The sequence below is a fragment of the Ruegeria sp. CDSB113 genome, from assembly GCF_059611045.1.
Genome location: NZ_JBXWOU010000006.1, coordinates 188519 through 206277 on the forward strand (window position 1 = coordinate 188519; position 17759 = coordinate 206277).

Below are 17759 nucleotides of genomic sequence, written 5' to 3' on the forward strand. Positions count from 1 at the left end.
GATGATTTCACCTGGCGCAGACAACAGGTGCAAGCTCCACTTGACCCGGACAATAGCTGTATGATCTCTGATCGTGACTTCGGTAAAACTTCGACGGCGGACGCATACAGTGAACAACATCCTAATCGTAGATGATGATGCCCGTATTCGCGATGTCGTACGCTTTGCGCTGGAAGATTCCGGCTTTCGAACAACCGAAGCATCCACTGGTCAGGACGCATTGGAGGTTTTTGGCAATACCCCGGCCGATCTGGTCGTGCTGGATATCGGAATGCCCGAAATGGATGGGTTGGAGGCCTGCAAGGAATTGCGCAAAAGCTCAACCGTGCCGATCCTGTTTCTGACGGCACGAGATGATGAGATTGACCGCATTCTGGGGTTTCAGCTTGGTGGCGATGACTATGTCACCAAACCCTTCAGCCCGCGTGAACTGGTGCTGCGGATCAAGGCCATCCTTGCCCGCTCGGCCGACACAAAATCGCCCGACGTCGTGACGGTCTTTCAGGATCTGCAACTGGATCATAGCGCGCATCGCTGCACCCTTGCCGAGGCCGAGGTCCAGCTGACCGGGATCGAATTCGCGGTCCTGTCGATCCTGGCCAAAACACCAAGCCGCGTCTATGCGCGCGCGCAACTGATCGAGCTGGTTTACGGCCACAACACCTATCTGTCCGGTCGCACGGTGGATAGCCATATCCGTAATATCCGTCAGAAGGCGCGCACTTTGGGATATCCAGATTTGATTCAAACCGTGCACGGGGTCGGGGTGAAGCTGGGCGTTTGCCAGTGCTGACCGTAACGCAAAAATGGCGACCGCCGCTTGCGCTGGTGATTTCGCTGGTCTGCATCGCCCTTGTGACCCTTCCGATCATTGGTGTTTTGGGTGCCCGCCTGTCCAGCAACCAGTTTGCACGCGAAACCGAACGCAGTCTTTTGTCTCAGGCCGTTATCTTTGCCGAAATCTATGCCACGGCCTTTTCTGAGATCCAGGCCGCACCCGATGTCGGCCACAGTTTGTCCACTGAGCAGATGGAACGCCTTACTCAGGACTTTCATCCCATCCCAGCCAGTTTGGACCTGTTTCGCGGTCAGGTCTCGCCGCCGCGTCCCGACCCGGTTTCAAGTGATGAACCGCTGGACGCGCCGTATTCGGCGATCTCTCAATCACTGTCACAGCTGGCGAGGTCGGCTAAGAAAACCACTCTGTCGGGGTATGTTTTCATGGATCACTCTGGGCGGATCATCGCCAGCAGTGGATCAGCCAGCGGGTCTTTTCTGCATGTACCCGAAGTGTCGCAAGCGCTGCATGGTGAAACCGTTTCATTGCTGCGGCACCGGAATGACACGTCCAATCGGCACCTGCTGAACTCGATCAGTCGCGACACCTCATACCGCGTGTTTGTCGCCCACCCGGTGGTGTTGAATGACAGGGTCATCGGGGCCGTTTACCTGTCGCGCACGCCAATGGACCTTCGGAAGTTCCTGTTTCAGGAACGGTTCACGCTTGGCTCTGTCGTGGTGTTCATGCTGGTGTCTGCAGCTGTGGTCGGCTGGATGATGTGGCGGCTGATCTCGAAGCCAATTCGCGATCTCAGCTGTCAAAGCCAGGATGTCGCCAGCGGATTGAAACCGATTCCGGATCCCGTGCAGCACTATGGCGTGAAGGAGCTGGCGGATCTGGGTAACAACGTGGTTTCGATGGCTGCAACCTTGTCGGAACGGTCCACAGCTATCGAGACCTACACGAGCCACGTCACGCATGAGTTGAAATCGCCGGTCACGGCAATTTTGGGTGCGGCAGAGTTGCTGTCTGATGGGCCGTCTGCGGTTTCCGGTGATCGAAATCAGAAATTGGTTCGCAACATTCAAGAAGAAGGTCTGCGCATGAACGCTCTGCTGGTTCGTCTTCGCGAACTTGCTCGGGCCAGCATTCAATCCGATCCGACCCCAACGCCACTGGCGGATATCGTTCAAGCTGCGTCAGCCGCGTTTTCGGAACAAGAGATCGCGTTGCTCGCGCCGTCCGACACACACCTGCCTTTGTCCAAAGATCAGGGCCATATCGTTCTGCATCATCTCTTTCAAAACGCGTTTCAACACGGGGCATCGCGTGTCGACATAACCTACGATGCGACTTCAAACTGCCTGATTGTCGCCGACAACGGCACGGGAATTTCCTCGCGAAATAGCGCTCGTGTCACAGACCCATTCTTCACGACCAGACGGGATCAGGGCGGCACTGGGTTGGGCTTATCCATTGTCGCCGCCGTCTTAAATCAAGCCGGAGCAAAGATCGAAGCAATGACTCCAAAGTACGGCGCCAGTTTTCGGATCAAGTTTTGAGGCTTTCCTAGATTCCTCTAAATACGGGCAACGTCGATCCGGTCTCCTCATTCAACACTGGTTGCGCGTTTCTTTGCGCGCTCATCAAGTAAACATTTTTCACCTTCAGAGGCGATTTAGCCGGGCCACTTATGCAGCAAATCTCTGAGCCACCCCTTTGGAAAAATCCGCTGGATGAACAGAGTAAAGTGGTGTCCGGTTACTTTCCCCACACCTCCACAACTACGGAGCGGACAAAACGGCCCGTCAGTTCACCCGCAACAGCTATCGCCTAACTGAATTGGTGGGCAAGGTACTGTGGCATATGAGCAGTAGACACAACAGTCGCCCTCTAAAGGCTTCAAAACTGTTTTGCATGACTTGCATTCGTAGAACCATTGGCAAGCATCCGTTGGCATTTTTTCGGTTTCGCTGTGGCCACATTTTGGGCAAGTCAAAGTGCTTTCAAGCACTACTGTTTGATCTGTCATAATCTCACATCCGCATAATCAAGTAGTCGTTAATCCGGGCTTCGTAGAAGACTACGATCCAAGCAAAGCCGGTGATTACAGTCGTTCCCGAAAGCCACCATTTCAGCCTTGGCAAGGAACCATGCAGATAAGATACCAGCCACGATACCGCGACGAGCGTCGTCGAAATCGCCAAAACGTAGTAGCTAGTTGCCGCAATCTTCCCGAAGATCGCCAGCCAACTGCCGCCCATTCCCAACAACATCATTGTGATGGGCAATACACAGCAAGCCGCAACGCCAAGTGCTGAAAGCGATCCCAAGTAGCTGAGGCTAAGGTATTTCTGCATATCGTTCCTTTTATCAGTTGAAGGTGCCGAAATGGCAGTCTCTCATATAACTTCTGTAGCAACTACAGGAGCAAGACAGGAAAGATCACATGATTGCGACTAGGGAAGAGTCACGGCAAAGTGACGCCGGTGTCGTATCCATCCGATACTGCGTGAAGGGTTTGTGCCAAAGCCGGAACAAGCATCGAACACTCGACGGGTGTACTTCGCGAACGATGTTGGGCGGCTTAGGTTTCTAAAAAATGCCGTGACTTGGATCTTCCGCTTGCCGAAGCGCAGACGCTTCTCAATTTTTCCAAAAGCGACAGTGAGGATTTTCTATCGGTCAAGCAACTGCCCGAACTCCGTGCCTAAACCGTAAGTGCAAAGATATCCATGCAGTTAAAGCCAATTCAAACGACCTGGTAATTGTGAAAACCCGCCTTTCGCTGCGCTCGCAAGATCGTTCGCCATGCGAATTCACAGATGGCGGACGAAGTTGCCGTCCGCTTAAAACACCTCAAGGTCTGGTAATGACATCGAGCCTCAGATACAGGGTATTGGCGGTAGCCATGTTTCCCTTAGCAGAGACTGGTCCGGTTTTACAAAAGTCACGCGGAAGCTCGTTACATTCTGCTGGTACGCCACTAGAGCCGCGCCATGTTCCGAATTACACAATGGTTTACGAAGCCAGCTTGCTGCTTTGCGAGCCGCCATGTTGCCTGTCCAAGTCCGAAACTCGTTTGGTCTTCGAACTTCAATCGTCAGTGTGATCATCTGATCTGAGATGGTGCCTTCGACAAAGCTAAAATCTTGCGACGGTCGCGTTTCTGAGACCGCAGTCAAGATGCTTGGACCAGTTTCCTTTAATGCATGTTCTCGGCCACTATCATTTTTGATCCAATCCTGAATCTGAAGATACGTTTGCAGGGTGGCCGAAGCTCGCCGCTTGGTCGGATTGCGCCGCCACCGCGATGTCATCTCGGACCCATTTTGTGGCAAGGCAAAAACGTAATCGGATGACAGTTCGTAGGCATAACTCTCAACGACACCTTCAGCGGCATCCACAACCATGACACATAAAATGAACCTGTCATCGGGTTGCGCAATCGTGGTTGCCCAAACGCGTGCTTCAGCAGTACAGCGTTCTCGCGACAACGAAACTGGTTGATGATTAGGTGTACCCCAGAGGAACCCAATAACTGCTTTTGGAGACGCATCTTGGTCATAGACGCCATCAAACCCATCAGGTTTCTCGGCGACAACACGGCAGACCACATAATTTGAATAAGCGAGCGCGAGGTCTTTATCGTTGGTCAGTGCTTCGCCACGGTGCGGTTCTAAACACGAATTTCCTATGATGGGCGAAACATCGGGGTGTTGGGGTAAGTCAGGGCGCATTGTTTCGAGCCAGAGGCTCTGGGGATTTTCACCCACAAGTTTGAAGTCTTCAAGCATCCGTAACTGGTATGAAAACTCCTGAGTTCCTTTGCCACTCGTCCGATAACGTACATATGCGATTAGATGCGGGTCAACTTTTCCGGCAACTGGCTGGGCTCCGACCTCGATAACTGTATTTGCGGTAGTTGTAGTGCTGGAGTTTTCAGCGCCCATCCAATTCGCACGAATGGGATCGAAGAACAAAACCAACGTGAGAATGAGTCCAACGACACAAATTAAGACTGAGATCGAAGCCGAATATTTTACGAACATAAAAAACCACCAAAATGTACTTGTTTTCATGCCTAAGTAATATTGCCTTGCAAGACAATCACCCTTTGGGTGTGCTGCTAAATCCACTCAGATTGAAGCGGACATTGGTGCTGCATGCAGCATCGGTTAGTTTGGGCTCTTTGCGGTAATTGGAGCCAATACAGCATCTGCATTGTGGGAGCTTAAGGCTACCATCGAAGACGGCCCAGCCCACAGCGGCCGTCGGCCAATGGATAAATGTGCTGCGGTCGCAGCCCGCATTGCCGACATTCGCCGCGCGTGCAAAGTCTGAGGCCGCTCGAACTCACACAACGCGGAGAGGCTGTGTGAAAACTCTGGCCGTCCCGCGAAATAGGCTCAAAACACCCTTTGTATGCGTTCTCTCGCGCTACTGAGAGAGCTTTTGCACAGGTGTTGAAAACAAGCGCGACGAGAGAGAACCTGGTCCAGAGTTTTCACACAGCCTCCGGACGAAGCAGACTTAAGCCTTCGATTTAGGAACGGCAGCTTTGTCGTCATTGGAGCATAAAGATTGTCGCTCACTCCGATTGAATTGGCCTGTGTGACAGAGCATGTAAAACGCAAACAATGGTTGGGTGGGAGCGTAGCCGCTTGGGATATGCAATACGGTAGCTTCGGGGTAGTTCCTTAGCCTCGGTATCCATCTGCAGGATTCGCTGCAAATAAAGATCATCCGCCGCCATCTCTGCCGGTATCAAGGCTGCGCCAAAACCACTGCGCGCAAAGTTCAAGGCGGTGCTGCTGGAATTGACCGACATGCCCAGACTGCGATTGACGGTTTTGCCGACCGGCAGCACGGTTTCCCAGTTTGGCGATGATGCAAAACCGCTGCCCCAGTGTGTGTGGATCAAGTAGCGATCCGGCAGATCCTGCGCCCGGGAGCCGAAACGGCGAATGAAATCCGGGCTGGCGACGGCGATCAGGCTGTCGGCAATCAGGTTTTCGGTCTGGAAATCGCCATACAGATCATGGCCAAAGAAAATCCGCATGTCTATCTTGTCGCGCACAAAATCGATGGGGTCGTCGTCAATGCGCACGTCAATCGGTGAATAGTCATCGGTAAGCATCAGTGGTGCAAGTTTCCTTGGCAACCAGGTTTCCACAACTGAGTGCGGCGCGCTAAGCACCAGCTGGGTTTTCTTGATCTCGTCGCTTTGCATTCTGGCCGATAGTTCCGCAAGGCTTCCCATGGCCTGGGCCAACTGCGGGTAGGCAGTCTGCCCGGCATCAGTCAAAGACAGCCGATTGCCCTGGCGGATAAACAGAGCCTGCTGCCAAAACGCTTCCAACAGCTTCACCTGCTGGCTGACTGCAGGGGAACTGACGCCCAATTCGGCCGCGGCGGCCGTGAACGACCCGGTTCTGGCAGCCGCTTCAAAGGCTTTGAGAGCGTTTAGGGGGGCGTTGTAAGTCACAGGTTCTCCAAAAGTTTTCCTTATGCACCATAAATAGAAATACTGTTTGTTGAAAAGGGGTACGGACGTAACTTGCTCACGAGCAAGAGGAGGACTGCCATGCGCGAGCTTATCAATCTGCAGGATTATCCTTTGGACCGGCCCGGCAGCCCGGACTGGGTGACCCTAGTCGATAACTGCAAGGCGAAGCTTGCAGAGGACGGCCTGTTCAACCTGGCGGGGTTCATAAACGCAGATGCGCTGCCCGAGGCTGTGGCAGAGCTGAAACCCGTTCTGGAGACGCAGTCTTTCACTCACTCCCGCAAGCACAACATTTACTTCCAGAAAGAGATCGAAGGGCTGCCCGCCGACCATCCGGCGCTGACCGAATACGAAACCTCGAACCGCACGATCTGCGCAGATCAGATGGGCCAGGCGGCGGTGATCCGGCTATATGAGTGGCCGCCCTTTGCGAAATTCCTAGCGTCGGTGATGGACAAGTCGGTGCTATTCACCATGCAGGACCCTTTGGCGCGCGTGAATGTGATGGGGTATCACGAAGGACAGGCGCTGAACTGGCACTTTGACCGCTCCGAGTTCACCACCACCCTGCTGTTGCAAGCGCCTGAAGTCGGCGGTGAGTTTGAATATGATCAGGATCTGCGCAGTGCGGATGATCCGAACTATGCCGGTGTGGCCGACTTACTGGAAGGACACCGCAGCCCCAAGCGCATCGTTTTGAAGCCGGGAACGCTCAACATCTTCAAGGGTAAGAACACGGCCCATCGCGTGACGCCCGTGAAAGGCGATCAGGACAGGATCATTGCCGTCTTTTCCTTTTACGAACGCCCGGGCGTGGAGTTCTCCGAACAGGAACGCATCGGCTTTTACGGTCGCGCCGCATGAGCCCGAACACTGCCTTTAAGGACGATCGCAAGCTCACCTATCTAAACGCCGAGGGCGCAGGCAAACCACTGAAAAGCCCGGTCAACGATGATGTATTGACCCGCGCGCGCGCTTATCGGTTGGCCCGTTTACGCGCGGCACTGGACCGCTCGGGCTGTGCGGCGCTTTTGCTCTATGACCCCTGCAACATCCGCTATGCGTTTGACTGTTCGAACATGCAGGTCTGGACGCTGCATAACCCGATGCGCTACGCGCTTATCTTGGCAGATGGTCCGGCTATCATGTTCGAATTCAAGGGCTGTCTGCACCAATGCGAGGGCCTGTCTGGCATTGATGAAGTTCGGGTTGCCAGGACCTGGATGTTCATGGCTTCGGGCGACAAAGTTGGTGCCGCTACAGACGCTTGGGCCGATGAGATTGCCGGTCTTGTCCGGGAATTTGGCAGCGGCAACACGCGTATTGCCTGTGACCGTCTGGATGGCAGCGGGGTCTACGCGCTTGAGGCACGCGGGCTGAGCTATGTCGAGGGCACTCAAATGACCGAAATCGCGCGGTCTATCAAATCTGCCGACGAGATTGAGCTGATGCGCTGGACCGTCCGCGTTTGCGAGGCCGGGATGGCCCGAATCTTCGACCATTCCCATCCCGGTGTCACCGAGCGCGAGCTGTGGGCGCATCTCCACTTTGAAAACGCCCGCTCCGGTGGTGACTGGTTGGAAACCAAGTTGCTGACATGCGGCCCACGGACCAACCCGTGGTATCAGGAATGTTCAGACCGAGTGTGCCAGGAAGGTGAGATGATCTCGTTCGATACCGACATGATCGGGCCCTATGGCTATTGTGCCGATCTGTCGCGCTCCTGGACCTGCGGATACACCCAGATGAATGACAGGCAACGGCGGCTCTATGACACAGCGTTGGAGCAGATTCATCACAATCTGGACCTTGTGCGCCCAGGAGTGAGCTTTGATGAATTCAACGACAAAAGCTGGCGCATCCCGGAGGCCCATGTGCCGTACCGCTATTCACTGGCGATCCATGGCGTTGGCATGGCCGATGAATGGCCGGTGGTGCCGCTGCATGTGGACTGGGGCGCAGGTGCGATGTCAAGGCATTTTGAGCCTGGTCAAGTTGTCTGCGTGGAGAGTCTGATTGCTGAGGAGGGCTCGGAAAGCATCAAATTGGAAACCCAGGTCCTCGTGACCGAAACAGGGGCTGAACGGCTGGACAGCTTCCCGTTTGAGTAGCGCTGCTTCAAAGTCAAACTGAACACGACTTCTGCTCACAAGGTTGGAAGTTGGCTTTATCTCCGCCGGGCGCTCCTTCCCAAGTGATAAAGAAAGCTGCCATTCAACTGTGGTGCAGCATTGGTCATGATGGGCTCGTAGCCGTCAAAGGAGGCTGTGCAGCATTGCCCCTGCCCCAACTTAGTCGGATCTCGAGGACGGCCCAGAGCAGACATTCGACACCTGTCAATTTTCTCCTGCCGGTTTCCCGAAAGCTGACATTGGACGACGGTGCAGCATTTTGGGTACATGAGAAACCGCAAGGCAGAAAATTCGAACACCCAACTTTTGAGTGAAAACGGCGGCGGCTGAATAAAATCAAGAATATGCTAGTCTTCGTTTCGAACGGAAATGTGGGACACAGTTAATGACAAGTCGACGACAGCAACGAGCAATTGTAATTGGGGCAGGCATGGCCGGTCTGATGGCAGCAGCTATGCTCGCAGACCAATTTGCTGAGGTCATAATCATCGAAAAGGATGACCTGCCATGCACACCTCAAGTTCGAAAAGGAGTACCTCAAGGCGCACACGTACATACGTTCCTTGGATATGCTGTTGAAGCCATGGAGGACTTTCTGCCAGGTATCATGAACGAACTCTATGAGGCGGGTGCCGTTCAAATTCGCAGAAACAAGGATGTCTGGTTCCACGATGCAGCTGGCCCGACTCCAATTCGAGATGTAGGTATCCTTACACCGTCGGTAACTCGACCTTTGTTGGAGCACGTGACGCGCCAGCGTGTTCTAGCGTTGCCAAATGTATCAATCAAGGAAGCCACTAGATTTACGCAGTTTTGCATTGATGATAATAACGATGTTTCTGGTGTGAAAATTCAAACAGGCGACATCGGTTCGGAAATCGCTTCGGACTTGGTTGTTGATTGTTCCGGTCGCGCGACGACCTTTCCGCGCTGGCTCGTCGACCACGGTTATGGTGACGTCGAACGTCAGGAACTGGGCATCGGTATGTCGTACTCGTCCGGACTATTCCGCCCACCTCCTGATCTTGCAGATGATACCTGGGCTTGCCTTATGCTCGCAATACCGCCCAACACGCGCGCGGCCTACCTAACACCCGTCGACGGCGGACTTTGGCTTGCGACCATGTATGGCCGGGGCGGCGACATGGCGCCACGCGAGGCAGAAGGATTTGTTGAATGGTCGAAGGGTCTTTCTCACCCCATCATCCACGAAAAGCTGAGCCAAGCCGAGCCGGTTTCCGACTTTCGCTCCTACAAAATCCCAAAGGGTTTTTGGCTTCGCTATGACCGAATGGAACGGTTTCCTCGGGGGGTTATTCCCATGGGTGAAGCGGTGACAAGCTTTAACCCAATGTATGGACAAGGCATAAGCTTGTCCGCAGGCCAAGCGCGGGCGTTGCGTTCCGGGATGACCGATGGCTTGGATCGTCTGGCACCGCGCTACTTCGAAGCATCTGAAGCGCTCAATCAAGTTGGTTGGTCTGTCATGGAAACCCGTGACCTGGAACACCCAAGTACGGTCGGCGAGCGCCCCGCAGATATCGAAAACCGTTGGAAGATGGGAGCGGCAATCCGAAAACTGGCTGAGACAGATGCCGAAGTTCACCGCTTAAGTGTAAGTGTTACCCACTTGTTGGAACCTCCGAGTGTCCTTTCACGAGTAGATATCGTTGAACGTGCCCAAAGGCTCCTTAATTAGGTAGGCGCCTATGGTGAGCGGACGTGTGTAGGGCAAAATATGGGCTCACCGCTGACCTCAGAGGCGGCGCAGCATCGACCTAACTTGCTCAGCGCGTGTTGATGAGGCCGCCCCAAAGAGACATTCGACACGCTGCTGGCATTCTGCGGACGCAGCCCGCATTCCGGTCATGCGCTGCAAGTGCAAATTTTGGCGCTGCTCGAACTCACACGCGGACAAAGCCGCCATCGGCAATGGTAAAGAAAACAAGACATAGCGAACTGGGAATTGCTTAATCCGGCAAACCAGCCTGGCGAAGACCAGAAGCAAGGTGTTCCCAATCTGACGGATTGCGCCACATATGCTGAAAGCCACCCGCCAAAGCCATTAGCGTGTTATTGGGAGCAGCCAATCCGCGACTAGTGAGTTCTTGCTGACGGTGACGAACAAATGATTGCAAAGAGGACTCTGCTTCTTTTTGTCGACCTGAATGTGCATATGCGGCAGCTAGGAATGCGGAAGCCAAAGAGTTCAGACGCGCCTCACCAATAAGCTTGCCGACGGCGTCATCGTACCGGCCCAAAAAGAAATAGACCTGCCCAATAATCCAATCGAGGGACGGTGGGTGAAGAGGGTCAAGTCGCATTGCTTCAACAACAATGTCACGGGCCTTTTCATGTTGCCCCAGTAGCAGAAACCCATATCCGCACCACGCCATCGATTCAGCTTCATTTTCAATTAACGACAACGTTTTTTGGAATTGCGTATCGGCCTGATCCCACAGGCCAGCGCATAAATACGCATACCCAAGTTGGTCCTGAATGTAGACGTCCTTGTTGTCCAAAGCGGCGCCTTTGCGTGCGATCTCCAATGCTTGAGACGGCGCATCGGCGTCCGCAAGTCCGAGCCATAGATCGACGACATATGTATCGGCCAAGTACATATAAATCCGAGCGTAGTTGGGGTCGATGGCCAAGGCTTTTTCAAAATAGCCCTTGGCTGTGGCATTGTCAGCAGCATTCAGCCCGTCTCTAAGTGCTTTTCCTCGCAACAAAAGTTCGTACGCCTTCATCTTCTCTGTTGGCTTGTTAACAACATTTTCGGCCACGTCGCTTTGAACGCGTCCGGGAAGAACCGCGACAATGCTCTGCGTCACTTCATCCTGAACGGCAAAGATGTCTTCAAGCTCACGGTCATAGCGTTCCGCCCAGATATGTTTTCCGGTTGCAGCAGCGATGAGTTGAGCAGAAATTCGAACTCTGTTCCCGACTTTCCGAACACTACCTTCGACGAGGTATTGCACACCAAGTTTTGCCGCGATTTCACCTATCGCCAGGTCTGGGTCCCGGAACTGAAAGGATGAATTGCGCGCGACGACAAACAAGGTCCGAAAGCGGGACAATCCAGTAATGATGTCTTCAGAAATCCCATCGCTAAAAAACTGTTGCTCGGCATTGCCGCTCACGTTTGTAAACGGCAATACCGCGATAGAAGGCTTATCCCGCCCAGGTAGTTTGGGCTCGGGTTTTACAGAAGCTTCCTGAACCAAGTGGTATGTTTTGACAGGTTTTGTTATGTTTTTGAGGTGCTGTTCACCGCCATCTTCAAAGATTTCTTCAATCAGGTTTCCCAAGCTTTCATAAACAATAGATGAAATACAAACGCCGCCCACTTTTGCTGCGGCTTCAAGGCGCGAAGCCAGATTGACGCCGTGCCCATAGACATCACCGTTATCGACAATGACGTCGCCCAGATGTACTCCGATGCGCAGTTTTATCGTCGAGTTCTGGACCGCCAGTTCCTTCTGAATATCGATGGCACACCGAACTGCATCCACGACGGAGGGAAACTCAACGAGTGTACCATCCCCAATTAGTTTGATTACTCGTCCTTTGTGTTGCTTGACTTTCGGATCAAAAATACATTCGCGGTGGATTTTGAGCTGCATCAATGTTGCGTCTTCGTCTTCGTCCATCATCGAAGAGTATGAAACAACGTCAGCGGCGAGTATGGCGGCGAGTTTGCGTTCCAAGAATGACACCTCTGAATAGGAGGTCATATTCAACTTTGGGAAAGATCATCACAACACATTTCTGGGAATGCCGTACAAATGCACATTTCCGCAGACTTTTGCGGCGTTGCCCATGACCCTTTGGCCTCGCAGCCGCCATCGGAGCATCCGCAGCATCTTGCAATTGGGCCCGGACCGCCTCGATGAGGAAGGCCCTGAGCTGCCGATCACTGTATAGTATGGCTTCTCCAACGCGGCCCGTCATAGGAGACATTCGCTGTGTCTGCGAGTTATCAGGCGCCACAGGTGCAAAGTAGCGAAACTTTTCCCGCGTTCCAGATACTTGGCACAAGGTTAGCTTTTGGCGCTGGGTGACTGCGTTGGAATATCGACAATGCAATACCAGTCAACGGGATCGTCTCACCATTTTCCAGTTTGCGATTTATCATTGGCACGGGCTTTCAGCCCTTCGATTCCTCAATTGCTTGCGCATTCGTCGAGCAGCCATTGGCAGACGGCGCGTACGGCTTTACGGCGTCCGGCGCGATTGTTTACTGCCAGGTAATAGCCACCGAATGGGATTTCGATGTCCGCGAGCTCAACCAAAACGCCCGATTGAATTTCAGGTTCACACAAATTCTTGTCCATCAGCACTGCTCCAAGACCGGCGACTGCCGATTGGATTGCCAACAATGCGCCAAGTGGATGGGGTAGTTTGAGTTCAGGGACCTCATTAAGTCCGGCCCGCTTGAACCAATCAAACCACAGGCTGAATGTAGCTTCTTCAATCAAAGGGCCGCGAGCAAGCGCCTCGATATCCAACTTGCCATCTGAATTCGGCGCAAAGCCAGGTGCCGCATAAGCCCGAACTTCAGATTGAAACAGCAGTTGGTATCCATCAACCGATCCGGTTCTCAAATATCTCACCCCTATGTCGAAATCATGGGCCTCAATATCCATGACCTTAGTGGTTACAGACAGTTTCAGATCGATTTCGGGGTGACGGGCCTTAAGGCTCGCAAGTCGTGGGATTAGCCATTTCTGAGCAACGGTGGTTTCTGTCGTCAGCGTAACGGTGCCTTTGGGTGGGACCGAAAGTACCTCCGTTGCCAGAGCGATCCGGTCAAAGGCCGGCGTAATCTCAGTCAGGTATGTTTGACCTTGATCGGTCAGTGCAACGCCGCTGTTCTGGGTGCGGAAAAGATGAACGTTCAAACGCGCCTCCAACCCTCTTACATGCCGGGAAATAGCGGAATGGGAGACGCCCAACTCTGCGGCGGCCTTGGTGAAACTGCCCAATCGACCCGCCGCTTCAAAGGCGCGCAATGCGTTTAGGGGGGGCAAAAGTCTCGGCACGACCCTTTGTGACTTTTTGGAACAATAGGTGTCAAGTATCAACGTTTGAGGGCGAAGGTCGCAGCGATGCATGGTCGAGGAAAGACAATTTCTGGAGGCGACTATGAAACCCATTGATAAAAACGAGTTTGAGATTCACGAAGCTAAGGCTGCTCCAAAGCACTTTGGCCAATTTGATCTGAAGGCAAAGCTTCTGGGCATTCTCAAGCCGTCGATACAAGCGGGTCACGACCCGGTCCACCTGACGCGTCGACTGCTTCGAGATGCAGGAATCGATGAGCTGGACATCGAGAGAAAGAAGCTGATGAGAGCGCCTCTGATCCGCTGAATCCCGACAGACAAAGAACCACGCCCTGTTCGCTGTACAAAGGCATCGCGGAATTGAAATGCGACGAGGTGGAGTGCGACTGGGCTGGTGGTATCTCTCCGAAAATTTCGACTTTGCGTACCGTGCGGTCGTTCGATCAAGATGCAGCATTTAAATCAATGAGCTCATCGCCGACCTCGGATGCACTGCAGCATCTACTGGTTTCTGATCGCCCTGCTGGGTAAGGGGCGGCCCATAGCTGCCGTCCAACGACCACTCATATTGCTGCGGTGCGGTCCGTCGAACCTGCCGTTCGCTGCGGGTGTAAAATTCAGCGGCAATCGAACTCACAGTTCGTACAATCCAGACATTCGCTGCAGGCGCGCAGTTCTTTCACCGCAAGAGGTCAGTCGCGCGTGTATGGTTGATAACTTACTGATTTTTTCATCGCAGGTCAGTTCCTGCCTGGAACCTGTCCGTTTCGCCAATTCGCGGAACTGGCCGCTTAAAGCTTAGCTGCTGCGCGATACCGGCATTTAGCAAGAAACTTTGCAACAGATCCAGGTCAATGGTCTAAAGTTTGCAACAGATACCTTTCCGAGGTTGCCAACCAACCCAATGCGAATGCCGTCACAGCTTGGTCGTCATTTTGTAACCAGAAGGAAAATAGAGTTTGGCGTGAGTCACGTTGTTCTCCTCCAGCCAAGTGGTTCTTTCGACGGTGAACAAGGCCGTTCCTTCGTTTTCCCCCAGGAACTCCGCAACCTCCAGATTGGCGTTGGTCGCTGAAAACGTCAGTTCGATCTCGGTAAACGGAACCTTCCGGACAAGCCACTCGTTTGGCCCAATTTCTTCGAACGACTGATCGCGTGCCTGAGGGATGGTCGCAAGATTGATCCAGCGCTCTTCGAACTGAAAGGCTCTGTTTGAGGCAAAGTGCATACATCTGAGATGCAGAACCTCACCCCCTTTTGGAATTTTGACCTGAGCGCGCAACCAGCCGGGGGCGGCGATGACCTCGCGCTCTACAAGCGAATATCGATAGGCGGCCCCGAGGTTGGTGATTTCTTCCCGAATAAGCGGAATTGTGATCCGGGCCTGGCGCGTCGGGGCTGTTTTAACCCGTGTTCCTGCCTTGCGCTTACGCTCAAGAACGCCATCATCAACCAGTTCGCGCATTGCACGGTTTACCGTGGCCCGCGCACAGCCAAATTCCTTGGCAAGCTGAATCTCACCAGGCACTGCCGCGCCGGGCGGCCAGGTGTTATCGCGGATGCGGCCTAGGATGTTTGATTTTATATCCTGATAGCTCACCCGCACGACAAATGGCCTATAATATGTCTAAATTAATTGCATAATGTTTGTACTCGTATGCGGCGAGGAATTGCAACCGCCGGCGCGCCTAATTCGAACAACCGCAAGCATACGCAACCTTCCTATGACCAATCCGAAATGTGAGCTGCAATGAAACATGTCCGAACCAGAACCCTGGAGCCCATCCCGTGGAAAAACGGCATGGGGACCACGCGAGAAATTGCACGGGCAAGTGGCGAGCAGAGCGTCATCTGGCGTGTGAGCCTTGCTGACGTGGAGGCTGACGGGCCATTTTCCACATTTCCGGGCATGTCTCGTATCCTGACCGTTGTCGAGGGAGATGGCTTTGATCTGGTTGGCCCTGCGACACCGTTGAACGCGCGGCTTTCCGATCCACTCAGGTTTTCAGGCGATCTGGAATTGTGGTGCCGGCTGGAAGCGGGTCCAGTGCGCAATTTTAATGTAATCTTTGATCCTGTTCAGTGTGCTGCATCCGTAGATTGCCTGACCGGTGAGAATACTCATAAGCTCCAAGCGGGTCCGAACGAAATTATGTGTCTGTTTTCAGTGTACAAAGGCTGCTCCATCGACGGACATAGGGTTGAGCCCACTGAGGCAGCGGTCCTCAGGGATGGCAATTTCACAGCCATCGGCTTTGAGGACAGCATTACATTATTGGCGCGCCTCGCGTATCGATAGCGGGTAAGAGAACCTCAATCTACTATGGGAAGTTACTTAGCCGTCTCGCGTTGAAATTAACCCGGAGTGCATTTTTTGCGCGCGAAGTTCCGACAGGTGGCTCAGCAATGCGTTCGCTGTTTTCCAGGCCACCTGCTCCTTTTCTTTGCCCGTCAGTGCTGCCGGAACAACCGCATGCGTATAAGGATCGTCCGTGAAGATCGGATAATCCGATCCCAGCATAATTCTGTCTGCGCCCAAAAGCTTAACAGCTGCCTCCAACGCACGTGGCCCAAGCGAAGCGCAATCGTACCAGAGCCGACGCAGACGCTGGGTCGGGAACGGATCATCCGGGTTGCGATGCCGCGCAATGCTTTCTAACCGCTCAAAAATAAAGGGGAGCGTGCCGCCCAAATTGACTATCTGAAAGGAAACAGCCGGGTAAGAATCCAACAGGTCTGACATGATCATGGTCAAAGCGACCTGAGAAGCGCTGGATTGCAATTCCACTGCGGACAGTCGGTATTGCATCAGGTCCGCGGGGCGCGACGGCGGGTTTTGCCCGACTTTCAGACCAGGGTGCAGCATGATGTGACAGCCGTATTCGTTTGCCGCTTCAAATAGCGGTCGCAATGAGACAGCTTCGGCCAGAGAGTTGAAATAGTTCGACGGCAAAATAATTCCCGGCAAACCCAGATCGCGACGAACACGGCGAAGCTCTGCACAGGCAATATCAAGATCATCCAGCGGCACTCCGGCCAGCCCGATCAGGGCACCATCGCTATCAATTCCCAACTGGGCAAGGTGATCGTTAAAGGCAGAGATAACCGGTGCAATTTCCGTGGCGGGCAACAGATCAGCGCCAAGTGCTCCGGGGAAGGTCAGCAAGCGGTGCGTCAGTCCCTGCTTTCGCATTTCGGCCAGACACACTTGCGGGTCATGATAGGCATCGGTGAACGGAAATTCTCCATTCATCGCTGACATCACAGTGACACCATCTGTGCGTGTTCTGAGGCGAGGATGCGACTTTCGGGCGCGCAAAGTCTCGACCAGCCCACCACCGTAGTAATGGGAATGCATGTCAATGCGCATATTGGTCTCTCCTGACATCTCGATTACTGACGTAGCGCACAGAAAAGGCCCACCGATTGATTATCGCAGCGGGCCTTTTACAATGTCAAAGTCAGAACGTTACAGGCCCCATTTTGCGGCGGTCGCCGCGAAGAATCCCTGCGATTGACGCAGTTCGATCCAGCTGTTCACGTAGTTGATCCATACCTGATCGCTTTGGGGCATCAGCATCGCAATCGGTGTCGGTGCACGCGCCTCGGCTACTTCAATCTGACGCAGGTTCGGGAATTTTTCGAGCAAGGTCGAACCTTCGATATTCGATGTGATGAAAACATCAGCGCGCCCTGCCAGAACTTCCTGGAACCCACGTGCCGGTGCCTCAACGACCTTGATATCAGCGTCAGGGAACCACTCGCGGACGCTTTTCTCGAATGTCGTCCCCAAGGTGGTCGCAACTTTGACTTCCCCGTTGTTGATCGAGTCCCAATCCGAGAATTTTTCGGCGTTTTCTTCAGTGGTAAAGGGATAGATTTCAACTGAGATATAGCTATTCGAATATCCGGCAGCTTTCAGGCGGGGCGGGCTGATCGAGGCCGAACCTGTAATGTGATAGTTCCCGGCAACGACACCGTTTACCAAGGTCTTCCAATCCGTTGCCACGAATTCAAGCTCCACGCCCAGATCTTCGGCGAGTTGGGTCATGACGTCGATATCATATCCCTTGTAGGAATTGGTCGCCGGATCCCGAACGGACATCGGGTTCCAGTCGCCGGTTGTCCCGACTTTCAGCACCCCATTGTTCAGTATGTCATTCAGAGCCGATTGGGCATTGGCCGCCCCTGTGAGCATTCCAAGTACAAGACCCGCGGCCAGGCCCATTGATTTCAACAGCTTCATCGCTTCCTCCCCTTTTGTTCGCGCG

General features: G+C 53.6%; 16 protein-coding genes. 7 read left to right on the plus strand and 9 right to left on the minus strand.

What is annotated here, in order from left to right:
* Positions 1-109 precede the first annotated feature (109 nt).
* Both AC2FIS_RS13095 and AC2FIS_RS13100 read left to right on the plus strand, forming a co-directional pair.
* The gene (locus AC2FIS_RS13095) at positions 110-793 is read left to right on the plus strand and encodes a response regulator transcription factor (RefSeq protein ID WP_496773773.1); all 684 of its coding nucleotides are present in this window, start codon (positions 110-112) and stop codon (positions 791-793) included.
* Positions 787-2343: an ATP-binding protein gene (locus AC2FIS_RS13100; RefSeq protein ID WP_496773774.1), complete on the plus strand. Its 1557-nt coding sequence runs from the start codon at positions 787-789 to the stop codon at positions 2341-2343. The genes AC2FIS_RS13095 and AC2FIS_RS13100 overlap by 7 nt, the downstream gene beginning before the upstream one ends.
* 251 nt (positions 2344-2594) lie before the next feature.
* Here AC2FIS_RS13100 and AC2FIS_RS13105 read toward each other — a convergent pair whose 3' ends face one another.
* From AC2FIS_RS13105 to AC2FIS_RS13120, 4 genes are all read right to left on the minus strand, one after another.
* The gene (locus AC2FIS_RS13105; protein ID WP_496773775.1) at positions 2595-2813 is read right to left on the minus strand and encodes a GDCCVxC domain-containing (seleno)protein; all 219 of its coding nucleotides are present in this window, start codon (positions 2811-2813) and stop codon (positions 2595-2597) included.
* Positions 2814-2817: 4 nt separating this feature from the next.
* Positions 2818-3141, minus strand: coding sequence for a hypothetical protein (locus AC2FIS_RS13110; protein ID WP_496773776.1), 324 nt, complete (start codon positions 3139-3141; stop codon positions 2818-2820).
* Positions 3142-3666: 525 nt separating this feature from the next.
* The gene (locus AC2FIS_RS13115; protein WP_496773777.1) at positions 3667-4863 is read right to left on the minus strand and encodes a hypothetical protein; all 1197 of its coding nucleotides are present in this window, start codon (positions 4861-4863) and stop codon (positions 3667-3669) included.
* 509 nt (positions 4864-5372) lie between these two features.
* Positions 5373-6269: a LysR family transcriptional regulator gene (locus AC2FIS_RS13120; RefSeq protein WP_496773779.1), complete on the minus strand. Its 897-nt coding sequence runs from the start codon at positions 6267-6269 to the stop codon at positions 5373-5375.
* Positions 6270-6368: 99 nt separating this feature from the next.
* Here AC2FIS_RS13120 and AC2FIS_RS13125 point away from each other — a divergent pair, with 99 nt between their 5' ends.
* The 3 genes from AC2FIS_RS13125 (at position 6369) to AC2FIS_RS13135 (ending at position 10121) form a co-directional block, all read left to right on the plus strand.
* Positions 6369-7154 carry a HalD/BesD family halogenase gene (locus AC2FIS_RS13125; RefSeq protein WP_496773780.1) on the plus strand — a complete coding sequence of 262 codons (786 nt, stop codon included), beginning with the start codon at positions 6369-6371 and terminating at the stop codon, positions 7152-7154.
* Positions 7151-8401: a M24 family metallopeptidase gene (locus AC2FIS_RS13130; RefSeq protein WP_496773782.1), complete on the plus strand. Its 1251-nt coding sequence runs from the start codon at positions 7151-7153 to the stop codon at positions 8399-8401. Before AC2FIS_RS13125 ends, AC2FIS_RS13130 begins: the two co-directional genes overlap by 4 nt.
* Positions 8402-8807: 406 nt before the next feature.
* Positions 8808-10121: an FAD-dependent oxidoreductase gene (locus AC2FIS_RS13135; RefSeq protein ID WP_496773783.1), complete on the plus strand. Its 1314-nt coding sequence runs from the start codon at positions 8808-8810 to the stop codon at positions 10119-10121.
* 271 nt (positions 10122-10392) lie between these two features.
* Here AC2FIS_RS13135 and AC2FIS_RS13140 read toward each other — a convergent pair whose 3' ends face one another.
* Positions 10393-12132, minus strand: coding sequence for an adenylate/guanylate cyclase domain-containing protein (locus AC2FIS_RS13140; protein ID WP_496773785.1), 1740 nt, complete (start codon positions 12130-12132; stop codon positions 10393-10395).
* 456 nt (positions 12133-12588) lie between these two features.
* Positions 12589-13467, minus strand: a complete 879-nt coding sequence (locus AC2FIS_RS13145) for a LysR substrate-binding domain-containing protein (RefSeq protein ID WP_496773786.1) — start codon at positions 13465-13467, stop codon at positions 12589-12591.
* Between the two features lie 103 nt (positions 13468-13570).
* Between AC2FIS_RS13145 and AC2FIS_RS13150 the strand changes: the two genes are divergently transcribed.
* On the plus strand, positions 13571-13795 hold the full coding sequence (locus AC2FIS_RS13150) for a hypothetical protein (protein WP_496773787.1): 225 nt from the start codon (positions 13571-13573) through the stop codon (positions 13793-13795).
* A 609-nt stretch (positions 13796-14404) separates the two neighbouring features.
* On the opposite strand, the gene hutC is transcribed toward AC2FIS_RS13150, so the two are convergent.
* The gene (gene hutC, locus AC2FIS_RS13155; protein ID WP_496773788.1) at positions 14405-15088 is read right to left on the minus strand and encodes a histidine utilization transcriptional repressor HutC; all 684 of its coding nucleotides are present in this window, start codon (positions 15086-15088) and stop codon (positions 14405-14407) included.
* Positions 15089-15238: 150 nt separating this feature from the next.
* On the opposite strand from hutC, the gene AC2FIS_RS13160 reads away from it, so the two are divergent.
* Positions 15239-15787, plus strand: coding sequence for a HutD/Ves family protein (locus AC2FIS_RS13160; protein ID WP_496773789.1), 549 nt, complete (start codon positions 15239-15241; stop codon positions 15785-15787).
* 36 nt (positions 15788-15823) lie between these two features.
* On the opposite strand, the gene AC2FIS_RS13165 is transcribed toward AC2FIS_RS13160, so the two are convergent.
* Positions 15824-16858 (minus strand): amidohydrolase family protein, encoded by a 1035-nt coding sequence (locus tag AC2FIS_RS13165; protein WP_496773790.1) that lies wholly within the window; start codon positions 16856-16858, stop codon positions 15824-15826.
* Positions 16859-16957: 99 nt separating this feature from the next.
* Positions 16958-17734, minus strand: a complete 777-nt coding sequence (locus AC2FIS_RS13170) for a transporter substrate-binding domain-containing protein (RefSeq protein WP_496756784.1) — start codon at positions 17732-17734, stop codon at positions 16958-16960.
* Positions 17735-17759: the final 25 nt, after the last annotated feature.

Bases quoted from the DNA above. Each gene is read 5' to 3' on its own strand.
- AC2FIS_RS13105 (WP_496773775.1), bottom strand. From the start codon at position 2,813: ATGACAGATCAAACAGTAGTGCTTGAAAGCACTTTGACTTGCCCAAAA.
- AC2FIS_RS13110 (WP_496773776.1), bottom strand. From the start codon at position 3,141: ATGCAGAAATACCTTAGCCTCAGCTACTTGGGATCGCTTTCAGCACTT.
- AC2FIS_RS13115 (WP_496773777.1), bottom strand. From the start codon at position 4,863: ATGAAAACAAGTACATTTTGGTGGTTTTTTATGTTCGTAAAATATTCG.
- AC2FIS_RS13125 (WP_496773780.1), top strand. From the start codon at position 6,369: ATGCGCGAGCTTATCAATCTGCAGGATTATCCTTTGGACCGGCCCGGC.
- AC2FIS_RS13130 (WP_496773782.1), top strand. From the start codon at position 7,151: ATGAGCCCGAACACTGCCTTTAAGGACGATCGCAAGCTCACCTATCTA.
- AC2FIS_RS13135 (WP_496773783.1), top strand. From the start codon at position 8,808: ATGACAAGTCGACGACAGCAACGAGCAATTGTAATTGGGGCAGGCATG.
- AC2FIS_RS13150 (WP_496773787.1), top strand. From the start codon at position 13,571: ATGAAACCCATTGATAAAAACGAGTTTGAGATTCACGAAGCTAAGGCT.
- AC2FIS_RS13160 (WP_496773789.1), top strand. From the start codon at position 15,239: ATGAAACATGTCCGAACCAGAACCCTGGAGCCCATCCCGTGGAAAAAC.
- AC2FIS_RS13165 (WP_496773790.1), bottom strand. From the start codon at position 16,858: ATGCGCATTGACATGCATTCCCATTACTACGGTGGTGGGCTGGTCGAG.
- AC2FIS_RS13170 (WP_496756784.1), bottom strand. From the start codon at position 17,734: ATGAAGCTGTTGAAATCAATGGGCCTGGCCGCGGGTCTTGTACTTGGA.